Annotated in this window: 13 protein-coding genes and 1 pseudogene; all 14 read right to left on the reverse strand. The window is 38.2% G+C overall.

Annotated elements, in window-relative coordinates:
* A pseudogene (locus tag HRT50_RS14030) lies at nt 1-459 on the reverse strand (transposase); the annotation flags it as partial.
* A 98-nt stretch (nt 460-557) separates the two neighbouring features.
* Nucleotides 558-1,022 (reverse strand): hypothetical protein, encoded by a 465-nt coding sequence (locus HRT50_RS14035; RefSeq protein ID WP_291615532.1) that lies wholly within the window; start codon nt 1,020-1,022, stop codon nt 558-560.
* A 215-nt stretch (nt 1,023-1,237) separates the two neighbouring features.
* Nucleotides 1,238-2,515, reverse strand: a complete 1,278-nt coding sequence (locus HRT50_RS14040) for a TIGR02270 family protein (protein WP_291615534.1) — start codon at nt 2,513-2,515, stop codon at nt 1,238-1,240.
* Between the two features lie 220 nt (nt 2,516-2,735).
* Nucleotides 2,736-3,581, reverse strand: a complete 846-nt coding sequence (locus tag HRT50_RS14045; protein ID WP_291615536.1) for a hypothetical protein — start codon at nt 3,579-3,581, stop codon at nt 2,736-2,738.
* A 168-nt stretch (nt 3,582-3,749) separates the two neighbouring features.
* On the reverse strand, nt 3,750-4,592 hold the full coding sequence (locus tag HRT50_RS14050) for a hypothetical protein (protein ID WP_291615538.1): 843 nt from the start codon (nt 4,590-4,592) through the stop codon (nt 3,750-3,752).
* 114 nt (nt 4,593-4,706) lie between these two features.
* The gene (locus HRT50_RS14055) at nt 4,707-5,738 is read right to left on the reverse strand and encodes a hypothetical protein (protein ID WP_291615539.1); all 1,032 of its coding nucleotides are present in this window, start codon (nt 5,736-5,738) and stop codon (nt 4,707-4,709) included.
* 44 nt (nt 5,739-5,782) lie between these two features.
* Nucleotides 5,783-6,070: a hypothetical protein gene (locus HRT50_RS14060; protein ID WP_291615542.1), complete on the reverse strand. Its 288-nt coding sequence runs from the start codon at nt 6,068-6,070 to the stop codon at nt 5,783-5,785.
* A gap of 46 nt (nt 6,071-6,116) precedes the next feature.
* Nucleotides 6,117-7,289 (reverse strand): beta-ketoacyl synthase N-terminal-like domain-containing protein, encoded by a 1,173-nt coding sequence (locus tag HRT50_RS14065; protein WP_291615544.1) that lies wholly within the window; start codon nt 7,287-7,289, stop codon nt 6,117-6,119.
* Nucleotides 7,290-7,426: 137 nt separating this feature from the next.
* A complete protein-coding gene (locus HRT50_RS14070; protein WP_291615546.1) occupies nt 7,427-7,807 on the reverse strand; it encodes a DUF4150 domain-containing protein in 381 nt (126 codons plus the stop codon).
* 27 nt (nt 7,808-7,834) lie between these two features.
* Nucleotides 7,835-8,827 carry a DUF2169 domain-containing protein gene (locus tag HRT50_RS14075; protein WP_291615548.1) on the reverse strand — a complete coding sequence of 331 codons (993 nt, stop codon included), beginning with the start codon at nt 8,825-8,827 and terminating at the stop codon, nt 7,835-7,837.
* A 21-nt stretch (nt 8,828-8,848) separates the two neighbouring features.
* The gene (locus HRT50_RS14080) at nt 8,849-9,382 is read right to left on the reverse strand and encodes a DUF6484 domain-containing protein (RefSeq protein WP_291615550.1); all 534 of its coding nucleotides are present in this window, start codon (nt 9,380-9,382) and stop codon (nt 8,849-8,851) included.
* 5 nt (nt 9,383-9,387) lie between these two features.
* Nucleotides 9,388-11,367, reverse strand: a complete 1,980-nt coding sequence (locus tag HRT50_RS14085) for a type VI secretion system Vgr family protein (protein WP_291615552.1) — start codon at nt 11,365-11,367, stop codon at nt 9,388-9,390.
* 112 nt (nt 11,368-11,479) lie between these two features.
* Entirely contained in the window at nt 11,480-11,962 is a 483-nt protein-coding gene (locus HRT50_RS14090) for a type VI secretion system tube protein Hcp (RefSeq protein ID WP_291615554.1), read from the reverse strand.
* Between the two features lie 184 nt (nt 11,963-12,146).
* A partial coding sequence (locus HRT50_RS14095) for a ShlB/FhaC/HecB family hemolysin secretion/activation protein (protein ID WP_291615556.1) occupies nt 12,147-13,802 on the reverse strand: 1,656 nt, incomplete at its 5' end.

The raw sequence follows: 13,802 nt of genomic DNA on the forward strand, positions 1-13,802 counted from the left end.
TCGGTTTGCTTGTCGGGCTATCGGCTCGTTCAATGAACGCATAAACCAGCTAATGCTCATTAAGCGCTGTTTGTAAATATCAGCAGTGCTTTCAACCATTGCTAGTTGGAACTTATCAAGCGCTTGTTTATTTTGGTATTTCTGAGTCAGTAGTGTGCCCTTGAATAACTGATGCCAACGTTCAAGTACCTCACCCATTGACCACTTTTTCACTTGCTCTATATCAACATGTAAAACGAGATGTAAGTGGTTATGCATTACGGCATGCGCACAGATATCGATAGAAAACACTTGAGCCAATTGAAAGATACGCTTTTCAATCCATGTGCGCCTATGTTCAAAACTAATACCTGTTTCTTTATCGACGCCACACAAAAAAGCCTTTCGTACCGTGCGACTACAAATATGATAATACGGCGTATCTAATAAACTGATTTGTTGTGAACGAGGCTTAGGCATAACAATCACCAAACATAACGAGGTAAATTAAGCTTAGTTTATTGAGGTAAATACGCATAAGTTATTGTGGGTGGCAGAATAAGTTTGCAGAATAAGTTTTAAGCAAATTTATGTGTTAAGTAATTATCAACCAATATGGTGATTGCACTGTGAGCAAGACCGCAAAACAAAAATACAACATAAGCCTGTAAAGGTAGAGCTTCTTTCCATACTAAAAGTCGCATTCCAAGCACAGTGAGGAGCACGTAAATAAAGGGAAAGCTGTAGTAATATGAAAAGGTCAACGATTTAAGGAAAATAAAAATAGGGAGGGCAACAACTAGAGCAATAGGGATGCCAATCACAATAATAATTGAAAGTAACACTGCTGGCTCTTTCCAGCTAACACCATCCCCGATATTGAAACAAAAAGAGTATAAGTTTACAGAGAGTAAAACAACTGTAGGTACTGTTATCGTAGCAGCAACAAGTGCGATTGCACTCGATAATTGACCAACCATATAGGCAGTACCTACAAGCAGACTTGCTAAAAATAAAACAATGCCAATACCAACAAAATTCATAATTATTCCTATTAAAAAAATCGTTCAATTGTATACGCGATCATTTGTCCACAATACAAGCATCTATTTTTTGTATTCGCAGACTTTATCGGCGAATAAGTGCATATCAAAGGTCAAGCCGCTTTAACCATACTACATATAATATTCACGTACCGTGCCCTGTTAGCTTTTAAAATCAAGAGAGAAGATCGCTTCAATAACAATATCTAACAGAGTCAAATTATACTCATTGCTTTAACATTTACATAGGGCGATTGCGGGTCTAACAACGCGAGTGTTAACGCTACACTCGCGCGTTGACGCTGCGGTATTTGTTTTAAGGTATTATTTAATTTTGCTATAGTAGCGGGATTATTTTTCGCCACTTCAATGCCTAAGATGTAACGAGAACCAGCTTTATACCTATCTCGGTAACGTAACCAAGTATGGTTAATTTTATTGACATCAGGGAATGGCAAGTGTTCATCTTCATCGAGTGATACGTCTTCATTGTCGTCATCACTAGGTACTACAGTAATATCTTCAGGGGGCTCAATAGTTAGTTCATAACGTTCAAGATCAATACCTGTGATTAAAGAAAAAGCTTCACCCGCTATTTTAGCCGTATCAAAGTGACTCATTCTATCAATTAACCATGGCACAGCATGTGGATCACCTAATACACCCGTCGCTCTAATCACTGTGCGTATCATTTCGGGTTTCTGTGCAAACTCTGATATCCACTTCCGCGACATATCTATAGGTAATACTTTAAAAACCGTTTGTATCGCTAAACCCTGCCATGAAGATTCTTCTTTAATAAAATCAAGTAAAGTTAGCACTCGTTTATGCTCACCTAGCATCACCAGCGACCAGTTAGCCCAGAAAGCAATTTCAGGTGATTCATGGCTAGCTAATGATTGCACTTGATTGGCAAAAGTATAAAGCTTTAATTCGCCTACCAAACGTAATAGTCTTACCAACAATTTATGATGTGCTAGGCAATCTTCACGCTGAAATAACTCTTGTAAAATATTACCTGGATTTTTACGTTTTACGCCATAAAAGGCGATGGCCAAATATTTATGGTTTAAGTCTTTACTATATAAAAAGCGTTCAACCCAGTCGTTAATTAAATTTTTAGGTAGCCACGCCATGGCTGAAACGAGACCTTTAAATGTGTCATCATTGCTAAAGGCATGATCTATTACCTGCTTAATCTTATTAACATTCCTACTGCGAAAAGCAATAATAGCTGCAGTAAAAGTTTCACCTGCTTGTTGGTAGGTAAGCTCCTCTAAACAAATATCCCAAGCCAATTCAAAATTACACATTAAACCATCTAAATTGGCATCAATGCGCTTTTCAAGAGCACTTAAGTCTTCTAAATAATAATGTGGCTGTTTGACGCCAATTGAGCGTAATAACCACAAGAATGAGGCATCAACTACAAATTGCTCGCTAATATCACGATAAGCATTGGCTTGTTGCAGAGCATTACTGTTATTTATCAAAATCTTTCATTAACCCATTATATTTTTTTGTTGTGAAAATGGGGCGCCTCCCCCCATACCGTAAACGTTTTTGTCTTAAAGCTTTAGGCTCTGCTGAACCAGCGTGGTTACATGTTGTTCGAGATAAAAGCTCAAACCGCTATTCGCCGAATCTGTCGAGCAGCAGTTTATCACTAGTCATTTAATTAAAACGACCTTAACCGATACAACTAATTCAAACTCACTTATTATTTTCGTTAATATACTTAAGCAATGCTAATGCTTCTTCGCTGTCTGGTTCAACTGGGTCGTCGGGATGAATAATCGGGTCAACATAATCGGTATTGATATGGTAACCTCGCTTTATTAGTTCAACCTCTTTTTTATAACGTCTAATTTTTCTGACTTTCGTATTTTCAACCCAAAGGGATAACCATTGCTCACGGTCATTGCCTGAAAATGGCTTACGGGCTTTTTCATCGCGGGTGGTCAGGGTAAAGGTTAATAGATATACCCCAAGTTCATTGTTTCCCTTATGATTAAGGCGACGACGAAAATTAACAGTTAAAAAGACATCTTCAATGTAAAAAGTCCAGTCACTATCTGTATCGAGAGCCATCCATTCTTCTAACGTCGGGGTATACATGGGATCAGGTGTATAAAGTGAACTATCCTCTAACCGATAGTAAAACGAATTTTTGCCTAATAAACGTGGTTTATAAAGTTCGGTATGTGGATGCCAGCCTGTGGCGACGATACTTTGCAATAACGCCATCATTTCTATACGGGCTTCATCATGGTCAATGAATTCGTCAGCGCTTAAACCACTGCGAATGCTAAATTGATAAATACCTCTGTCTAAATAGAGGGTATCTTCCGTGCCCATAGTACTTAATACATGTGGCACAGTAAAACTGTAATCGCCATGTTCAACATGTACTGCACCACGGGGTTTACTCTGCCATCTTTGTTCATAAAAATTCAACCCTGCAGGTTGTTTATCAATACTTTTTTTAGTCTGTTGTTCATTACGCTTATTATATTCTGCTGAACTAATACCGGCTTTTACATAAAATGGTGCTGTCATTGTATTTCCTTGTTTGCTGTTTTTATTACAGCCCTGCAGTAACATACTCAACACAACTAACCCTCCTATAACAAACAAATATATTTTCATTTTATCAACATTATTAAGCTGAACACATTCAAGCTGATTATTATCAGCACGCACTTACCTGTCAGGGTTAGGCTACACTCAATTATTGTTTTCTTTAATGTATTGAATTAAAGCCAATGCTTCGTCACTGTCTGGCTCAACGGGATCATCGGCATGAATAATCGGGTCAACATAATCGGTATTAATATGATAACCACGCTTAATAAGTTCAACTTCTTTTTTATAACGACTCACTTTACTGGTCTTTGCCTCTTCACCCCATAACGATAACCATTGCTCACGGTCATTGCCATCAAAATGATTACGTGCTTCTTCATCGCGGGTGATCAGAGTAAAGGTTAATAAATAGACGCCAAGATCATTATTTCCCTTATAATTTAAACGACGACGAAAATTAACGTTTAAAAAAACATCATCGATATGAAAAGCCCATTCTTGAGTTATATCAAGAGCCATCCATTCCTCTAAGCTTGGGATGTACATAGGGTCGGGTGTATAGCGCGATCCCTCTAAAATGTACTGAAAGGATTCTTTGCCTGATAAACGCGGCTCATAAAGTCCAATATATGGTTGCCAGCCCTTGGCAACAATACTTTGTAATAACGTCATCATTTGAAGACGGGCTTGGTCGTGGTCAATAAATTCGTCAGGGCTTAAACCACTGCGAATGCTAAATTGATAAATACCGCGTTCTAAGAAGAGGGTATCTTCCGTGCCCAAGGTGCTTAAGACATGTGGTACGGTGAAGCTGTAATCACCATGCTCCACCTGTACAGTACCACGTGGTTTGCTTTGCCACCTTTGCTTATAAAAGTTCAACCCAGCTGGTTGTTTATTTAAATTTTTATTTGTATATAACTGATTAACTTTATCGTATTCATCTGAGCTGATGCCTACTTTTATATAAAAAGGTGCTGTCATGGTATTTCCTTGTTGCTTATTTTTCTCGCAGCTAATTAGGCATAAACTGCTAAGAACTAATAATATTAAGCTTAAAAATAGTTTCATTATTTAGTTACGCTTAAATAAACCACACTAATAAACCAGTGCAGCATCAGGGCTATTTACCCAGCTTGCTATGGTGCGTAACTCTTGTGTCATGTAATCATTTCTGGTTTTCATTAAGCCATGGAAAATATCTGCCGCTTCTCCAATCCAATCCATGCGACTTTGTTCATCTTCAATGATTAAATCGTCTGGAGCGACGGATTTTAAATCAGCATCATCAATATCACAGGCATGGGTAAAGGTTAACTGGTAGGTAGGTGCTGCTTTTTGTACCCATTTATGGGCGAGTGGCGACAGGTCTTTTAGACCTTTCATGCGCTGAAAATCAGCCCACCAAGCAAAATCAGGGTTATCATAAATAAGTGGTTGTAATACTTCCAGTTGTTCGTGGTCAGCAATAACCAATAGTTGGTCTAATTGAATATTACGTCTATTTTGTTTGCTTGACTCAGCTTCTATATCCTTCACCAAATCAAAGCCTTTAATAATATACGATGACGGTTTAAAGTTATTGATGGTACCAATCGACTCACTTGCCCAAGGCATATCAAAGGTAATGTTTTTTACCGCCTCTTCTAATTTATTGGCATCGCGTTTGGTTTCACACATCATGCCTTCTTTAAAGTTTTCAGGATGATTATTATATAGCCAATGGGAAGCGGCAATATCGGTATATAACCATAAATTCCCCTGTCCTAAGCCACGTGGCACTGTCTTAGCGCCAACAAGGTACATAGATTCAAGTTGCCAAGCGTCTAGCAAACAAGCAACGGTTTTACTGGCAAAGGCACCTAATGCCATCCAATAATATCGGCCTAACTTGTCAGGGTCACCACCGTCTTCAGTTTCTAAATAAAAACGCGCATAGGTTGCTGCAATGCGTTTTGCTCGGGCGGAAAATAAATTAATTAATGAGTATTCGTTGTCAGCCACTTTGTCTGATAAACGTAAATAGGTAAATTGGTGCGCCATTGACCATAACAAGTCACAATCGCACACCACTTTTTCTACTTTACCGGGCGTATCATTGGTTGCACTTACCGGTTGTTTTATTGTCATTGCTTGTTCCTGCCTATTCCGTGCTTGTTATGTGCTTATGCATGCTAAGCTTTACGTTTTAAAAAGCCTTCATTGACTTTCAATTTTGCCCAGCTAACATAAAAGTCAATCGCTTCACCTTCAACGCTAGAAATAATATTGGTTATGCCTGTTTTGGCTGTTCTGCCGTCGGCAATGTGTAATGGCTCTTTTGACGCACCCGCTTTAACCGTTTTAAAAGGAATATTTGCCACGCCTTTGCCCGCATCGTCAACCAGTTTAAAGCGCATAAAAAATAAGCCTGCGTCTTCTTCATCGATTGTTGCAACACCTACCGCTTCTCCAATTTGCATACTAATACTCCTTTATTTTACTGGCTATTACCTGGCTAACAATTGGCTAACATTTAACTGACGGGGGTGAAACACGACAAGCTATTTTTTCTAATACTACCGCAGCACGTGTTGGACCATCTGACGAGCTATACACAAGATGTACACCTTGTTGTTCAGTCTTTTTTTCCACTTTTTGCTCAGCTTTTTCTTCAAGTAAAGCTAATGCCGATAACCCCATTAATAAAGTGCCTGTAGCGGTAGCGGGATCACCATAACAATCTGCTGGATGTTCAACCGTCATGTCATCACAAAAATGTTTTTTGTTGCGAATAATGGCAACGCCTTGCTCTTTTGACCAAAAGCTTTCACCGTTCATACTGCTATAAATTTTACTAATTGAAGAACCGTTGTAATGAAGCAATGCTTTTTTAAAAGCTTGGTCTAAACCATCACCACGATAAGCAGCGTCACTGCTTAAATGACCGACCTCTTCATCAAGACCTACAGGGTGTAATTTAACAATTTGATTGTTTTTATTCTGGGCATATTGTGCATGTCGGGTCAGTACTATAAAACTTGCGGCTTCGCCAGGGGCAAAACCATCTTTATTACTTTCTGTTAATAACCTTTGCTGACTTTCTAATTGATTAATGAGTGACATAGTGCAGTAGCTATCACTACCACCAACAATGACATAATCGTTACCCTGTTCAAAAAGGTAACGCTGTGCTAAATCTAATGCCTGCAAACCTGCTGCTCGTCCCGTGTGTATACAACGGATTTGTTCCGCGGCTATGGGCAAACCGCTGAGCTTGATAATATTTTTTATCAATCGCTTTGCTGCCATCGGCTTGTCTGCTGAAAGTGGTTGCGGCTCTGGCATCGCCAGTATTAGTGGTATTGTCTGTTTTACTGCATCAGTATCAGATTGAATATGAGCAAAAGCGTCTTGCAGCGCTAAAATAGCCATCTTAATAATATGGTCATGTTGCTCTTTATATTCATCGCCTTTATCAATATCAATATTCATTGAGCTAAAGACTTCTTTGGGAATATTCACCATGGTAATAGCTTTGTTCTGTCTATCGGTATAGTCAGATAATTGATAAGCGCTGATACCTGCACGAACGGCCGCCGAGGTCATTTCAGCATTACCACCTACAGCGGTGATCATACCAATACCCGCGATATACATGGATTGATTAGTGCTAGTGTCTATATGCTGATTACTATTCATTTATATTTTTCATCATTAACTGTTAACCCGCTAATAAGGTTAAAGACCTTGTATAGAGTATATTAATAGCGAGCTATTTTTAGCCGAAAAACTCATGGTATTTTTATTAAATTATTGTCATCATTTTAATGAGACCCTTAACCCATGATGTTTTTTTTGTTATGCCAAAGTGGATCACCCATTCGGCAGACATTTTTACCTTCAAACTTCACATCAAAAGAGTACATCATAAACTCACACTCACCTTTGGTTTTACCACTAATAATACCTTTGTGTACGCCTGGCTCATCACCCGTACTCTTTGTATAAATAGCGCCTTTGACCATGGGCATTTTTTTATCCGTTGTTACTGATTTAGGTCCTTTATCGGTATCTGATGCCATGCCAATATTCGGGTAAGGAATCGGCACAACAGCTGGACCTACTTGTGTTTTACAAACATCAGGGAAAACAATACTCATACCACCACTGCCTTTATGGGCGATACCCATTGAGTTTGCAAAGGTTGTTTGTGCCATGGTGTTCTCCGATTATGAATAAATAATTTAACGAGAGAGCTTTAGCTCAATTTCATTAATGTTTGATAAATTCTTGTCACATTGATATGGCGCTAACCACACCATAGACAATCGTTGTTGATTAGGATGCAGTGTCAGCGTTTCAATGTTTAACCTAATAGGTACAGGTTTACCCTTTAAAATGACATTACAATTTATTTTAACCCTAGGTACACTCAGCTTGATGTCTCCAGCTTGATGCATGCCCTTAATAACGATAGCTTCACCACCTTGTAAAAAACCGGGGTAAACTAAGTCAGCATGTGCGGCATTTAAAAAACGTTTATCAAAATCTTTAGGTAAATAAGGCGCTCGGGTTGATTGCCATGCTTCATCATAGGTGCCAGCCCATTGTGTCCGCGGCGACCAATAACCACAACTAGGCGAAAAACCAGCAGGTATAGGTGTATCTTTAATACTTTGGATCAGTTGATTGGGATCTTCAATATTAGGCAGAGCAACACCTTCCATCTCAGCTTGAGAGCGTTGGCCGGCAAACCCACAGCCGAATAAATTTCTTTCTTCTGCTAATAGTGTTGACTCATTAACTTGATGTTGGCCGCCAAAAGCACGTTCGTAAACTAAAGGCATTGACTGAAAGGGAGCTGGTGCACTTGGCAGACCATTCACCCATTGTCTATCACCAAATACTCTCACTGTTTTGTGAACTTCACCCACAGCTAAATGAACATCCAACTGTTTTACTTCTTGGTGATTAAGTGCACAAGCATTACCTTGCATGAGGATATCTGTACTATTCTTACCGATATGGAAATCAGACAAGGCTTTAATGCTAGATAAACCAGGTTCACCCCAGTATTCATCAGCCTTTTGTGGTGGGATCTGTTCTTCAGCTAAGCTCCACTGCTGTCCCATGATAAACGTCGCTTTTACTATGACATACAAAGAGTCAATACCATGTTCATTTGGAAAGGTAGTGATATCAGCGGCAAATGGGGTGTTATTGTTAAGTTGAAACATACGTGTGTTACCTTAAGTGAATTAATTCACCTGAACTGAGCCACCCATAATGCGGTTTACACCGCTAGAGCGATTTAATAGGTATTTGCCGCGTATCATTATTTTACCCGCTTTAGTTAAGGTAATGCTCGATTCTCCACATTTAAAGACCATTTCGTCTTGTGCTTCAAAAGTCACTTTATTACCTGCCACTTTAACGTCATCAATATTTAAGTCGCCAGCTAACTCTATTTTTTCAGTTTCATTATGTTGACCAAAATTCTCTAACATCGCCTGAAGTGGACTATGAATTAGTCCCATGATAATAGGTTGCTTTAAATCACCTTGATTAAATAAAAGCGCAACTTGGCGTGAGACCTGCTGTTGAGTCACTATGGTTGTACTCATGGCAGCAAGAGGTGTTGAATCTGGGTTTTGAGCAAAATCGACAAGGGCTTGCCCATTGTCATTTAAGCCAACTAAAGTACCGATAATAATTTCCCCTGCGGCGACACTATATTCACTAACTAAGGACTCATTAGCGTCTTCAATTTCATCTGATTTTGTATCATTCATAACCATTAGTTCGCTAGAACCTTACTTCCTTTTAATACTACGTTGCCAGAGCCTTTGACATTGATATTTTTACCACTGATAGTAATATCACCATTACTTTTCATAACAATTTGTGCAGAGCCTGTTTTAAAGGTAATTTGTTTATCGGCTTCCAAAACAATGGTTTTAGCTTTAAGACCATATTCTTTAGTGACTGCTTCAATATATTTACCATTTACGGTTTCTTGAAGGTCTTTTTCTACAATAATACTCATATTTTTACCGATTGTTTCGCTATGATTTTCACCAATGCTAATATCGATATTTTTACCAATTGTTTCAGTATGGTTTTTTCCTACATTAATGGTTTTATTATCACCAATGCTTTCCGTTTGATCTTTGCCAACAGTTTTGTTGCGATTATTTTTTATATTAGAGGTTTCATTGTTTTTAACGATTTTTGTACGATCATTATCAACGGATAACGTTTCATTATTCTTAACATAAGTATCTAAGTTCTTCTCGGCCTGAATATAAACTTGCTCACTGGCCTTCTTATCTTCAAAACGAATTTCATTATAATTATCTGCACCACCACCTTTGGTAGAGTGCGTTTTAATGCCGCTTTGTGTTTTAGACGCATAAGGCGGTTTGTTATTACCGTTATAAACACTACCGGTAACAATAGGACGGTCTGGGTCACCATCTAAGAAACTGATAATTACTTCATGGCCTATACGCGGGATAAATGATGAGCCCCAACCGTTACCAGCAAAGGATTGCATCACGCGGATAAAACACGAGCTGTTCTCATCTTTTTTACCGTCTCTATCCCACATAAACTGCACTTTAATGCGGCCAAAATCATCAATGTAGATCTCTTCGCCTTTCGGTCCGGTAACTAAGGCCGATTGCGGTCCATACATAACGGGTCGAGTATAAACCATAGGTGGTCTATACATATTTTCTAACGGCATACAGCTAAATGAATTACTGTATTGATCGTCACCATCTTGACTTGAAAAGTAACTCGCATCACTCGCTTGGTGATGGACACTTAGCAGTAAATATTTACCCATTTCAGATTTAGCTTCATGCTTTAAAAGACTAAAGAATTGTCCCGCACTGAAGCCGCTACAACTACTAGCACCACTAATTGTATTGGCGCTAGCTTCTTCTGCATCCATTCTGGCATTTGCAAGCTTACTGCCTAGCGCAAAGTCATATTGGCTAGGGTAGCTGTAGTGTTTAAATTGGCTGTTCTTTTCTAACTTACTTTTTGAAGTACTTTGCGAAATTAGGTTTTTATTAGGCTCTTTGAAATTATAGTCATTGACTATCCACTCGCCTTTTTTCAGTTCATAGTTATGTTGCCATGCGTTAATTTCAGCATCTGGGCTATTACCTTTTGAATAAGTGAGTTTACTTTGCGGGCTTTCCGCATAAGCACTCATTTGGTCGACAATAACTAGAGTATGTTTTTTCTTATCGTGATTAAAGAAGCTGGCATAGCCTTCTTCGGCTAATAAACGCATAACAAAGGTTAAGTCGCTTTCACCGTATTGCACACAATATTCGCGCGGGTTACCACCCTCTGCTTTAAAATCGAAATCGTTATAACCTAAGTCAGCAAAGACTTGGCTAACAATATCTTTAGTATTCTTATTTTGAAATATTCGACGGTTTTCATTTTGATTGAGAAACCATGTCCATGGCACAATCGTCAGTTGATACTCTCGTAAGCCGTTATTCTTAATCTCTCCAAATGAAAAGTGGCTGACATAACCATTGAACACTCGTTTTTCATCATCGTGAATAGTAAAAGTCACTGATTTATGAATTAGGTCTTCCGGTTTAATATCGGTATTTTGAGATAGCGCAGTTAAGCTAAATTGAAAAAGAGACGAAATGGCTTCGATACCATTGATCGAAGTAAGTAGAAGTTCATCTTTTGCTAGCGGGGTAACAATTGATAGAAAACGTCCGTCTTGAGTATATTCACTCATTTACTATTTCCCTTCCCTGAGAATATTATAAAGAAAAGCTATCTTATTTCTTTTGGAATATTTGATAAGTAGATATAAATACAGCCCAAAGGGCTGTATTTAATAGTGCAAATTATAAAGCTTTTGCTGCAGTTAAGTCATAACCAGCGCGTTGCGGGCTACCACTCTTATTACTGCCATCATAGTCAGTATAATTGATTTCACACTTAGAGAAGCTAAGTGTTACGTTTTCAGTAGGTTCTTCATCACCGTCAGCAGATATATGGTAGCTACTTACTAGACAGTCTTGTAAAGCATACTGCATAAACTCTTCAACTTTGTCACTTCCTGTGCGTACAAACTTAAGCGTTACTTTTTTACCAGAAGAACCAGAAACCGCTTCTTTAAATAATGCAGTAACTGAGTTATCTGCTTTTTTAGTTAAAGAAACTTCTGATACGTTAGGCTTACCTACTTCACGGTTTGCCATTTTACCTGATTCCATAGTAAGTCCACGGCTAACACCGAAACTAACTGAATCAACTAATACGTGGTTTTCAAAACCCTCTGCAGTAACATTCCCTTTGATCCCTTCAAACTCAAGATAAATTGCCATATTTTTCCATTTCCATTTTTAAAGTTAAAGAACACTATTAAATTATTGTGTTCATCCTGATTTACTATGTATAAATTAAAATATTTACAGCCAAAGTTCAATAAAAACCACAAAAAATTAACACTTATTTAGTTTTTTATTAACTTTTACTTGTTAATGCAATTATATTAGCCGTTGTTATAATTTAAAAGCTGTACTGAATGTTAAAAGTAACTAGTGCTGAGTCATATTCAGGCTCTTCCGTTACAATTTTTAATTCGCTTAGCACAGGAAAGGCTAATTGTATTGTTCCACTCAAACCACTGTTATGAGCAATTTGTAAACCCAAGCCGACATCCGCTAAGTTAGCGGTGGCATTGGCTTCACCTTCTTGTAAAGAATAGCGGTAAGCAAAGCCATAATCGAAAAATATAAAAGGTTTAAAGACGTTGGTAAAGTCTACATTGAAAAAGCTAAAATCTAACATGTCAGGGCTATTAAACATCCAATCAACGCCTAGAAACACTGCATCATCGCCAGTAAAAAAGCTTTGACTAAAACCACGGATTTTTGTTGGCCCCGTTAATGAGTACCTAATTATCGACGACAGTGTGGTACCAGAGTATTGTATATGGCTTTTAAAGATCAGCCTTGAGCTACTATCCGTAAAAGGCACGTTTAAAAAACTGAGCAAGGTATAATCTACAGAATAAACGTCAAAATGACGTTCTTGGCCTATCTTAAAACCAAATTCATAATCCCCTCGATTGTAAGTAAAACTAACATCGTGTAACAGCTTACTTTCATCATCAAGTAAATCAAAATTATAGGATAAATAGTAATTTGAAATTATTTGATCTAAATAGTTAGTTGTTTTTGGTATATCACCATACTGTAAATCAGACTTAATTCGCTCCACTCGAAATTCATAACTACTGTTTCTTTTACGACTTCGTTGAGCGATATAACGAGCATGAGCACCATAAACATTAACAAGACCACTTAACTCAGCCAAGTCGCTGACAGAAGATTGATCAGAAACAAATTGATTTGCAGAAAGATCTAAACCAACTCTTATGCGTGGACTAAAAAAATTACTATCATAACTTAGCTGACCATAGGTTGTACCAAACGGAAATACTGACTGTAGAATACTAAGATGAAAATAATCGGCTATGCCCAATAAATTATTTACTTGCCCATCTAAAAATATACGATGTAAACCTGTGTCATCGGTACCATGATTATCAATACGGGTAGAAAAATTAAATAGATTTTCTTCTCGCACATTAACATTCAGTCTAGTATCACCTACTTGTGTTCCTGGCTCAAAATAGCCACTAACACTAATGCCTGGAAAATTATTAATAAGGTATAGGTTTTCTTCAATTGATTGGCTGGTAACGGGTTTATCAATAAACGCATCAAAGACTTCGGTTAATATACTGGCATCATACAGTTCGTTATTCTCAATATTAACTTCACCCAAGGTACCCAGTAATACCGTTAAATTGACAATACCATCACGCACTTGTTGTTTGGGAATATAGGCTTTAGCGAGAATAAAACCACGTTCTCGATAAAACTGAGTAATGCTACTGGCTACGCCTTCTATTTGCCCTATGGTAACGCCACGCTTACCTTGCTGAGCACGTATAAGCCAAACCAGCTGTTGTACCTCCAGTGAGCTTACGTGGCGATCAACGGTTTCTTCTTCAATATCTACCAATAAATCTGACAACTCACCCAGTTCGTCAATGGTATAACCTGATTGCAGTAATTTTCCCTCCCCCATCAAATCAAAACGAATACCTTCAACTAGCTGAGCGATTGCCGCACGAGTAATACCTAATTCAGGAAA

It is taken from the genome of Colwellia sp. (genome assembly GCF_013215345.1).
In the GTDB taxonomy this organism is placed as follows: Bacteria; Pseudomonadota; Gammaproteobacteria; order Enterobacterales; family Alteromonadaceae; genus Colwellia.

Bases quoted from the DNA above. Each gene is read 5' to 3' on its own strand.
- HRT50_RS14055 (WP_291615539.1), bottom strand. From the start codon at position 5,738: ATGACAATAAAACAACCGGTAAGTGCAACCAATGATACGCCCGGTAAA.
- HRT50_RS14080 (WP_291615550.1), bottom strand. From the start codon at position 9,382: ATGAATGATACAAAATCAGATGAAATTGAAGACGCTAATGAGTCCTTA.
- HRT50_RS14065 (WP_291615544.1), bottom strand. From the start codon at position 7,289: ATGAATAGTAATCAGCATATAGACACTAGCACTAATCAATCCATGTAT.
- HRT50_RS14045 (WP_291615536.1), bottom strand. From the start codon at position 3,581: ATGACAGCACCATTTTATGTAAAAGCCGGTATTAGTTCAGCAGAATAT.
- HRT50_RS14075 (WP_291615548.1), bottom strand. From the start codon at position 8,827: ATGTTTCAACTTAACAATAACACCCCATTTGCCGCTGATATCACTACC.
- HRT50_RS14070 (WP_291615546.1), bottom strand. From the start codon at position 7,807: ATGGCACAAACAACCTTTGCAAACTCAATGGGTATCGCCCATAAAGGC.
- HRT50_RS14050 (WP_291615538.1), bottom strand. From the start codon at position 4,592: ATGACAGCACCTTTTTATATAAAAGTAGGCATCAGCTCAGATGAATAC.
- HRT50_RS14035 (WP_291615532.1), bottom strand. From the start codon at position 1,022: ATGAATTTTGTTGGTATTGGCATTGTTTTATTTTTAGCAAGTCTGCTT.
- HRT50_RS14090 (WP_291615554.1), bottom strand. From the start codon at position 11,962: ATGGCAATTTATCTTGAGTTTGAAGGGATCAAAGGGAATGTTACTGCA.
- HRT50_RS14060 (WP_291615542.1), bottom strand. From the start codon at position 6,070: ATGCAAATTGGAGAAGCGGTAGGTGTTGCAACAATCGATGAAGAAGAC.
- HRT50_RS14085 (WP_291615552.1), bottom strand. From the start codon at position 11,367: ATGAGTGAATATACTCAAGACGGACGTTTTCTATCAATTGTTACCCCG.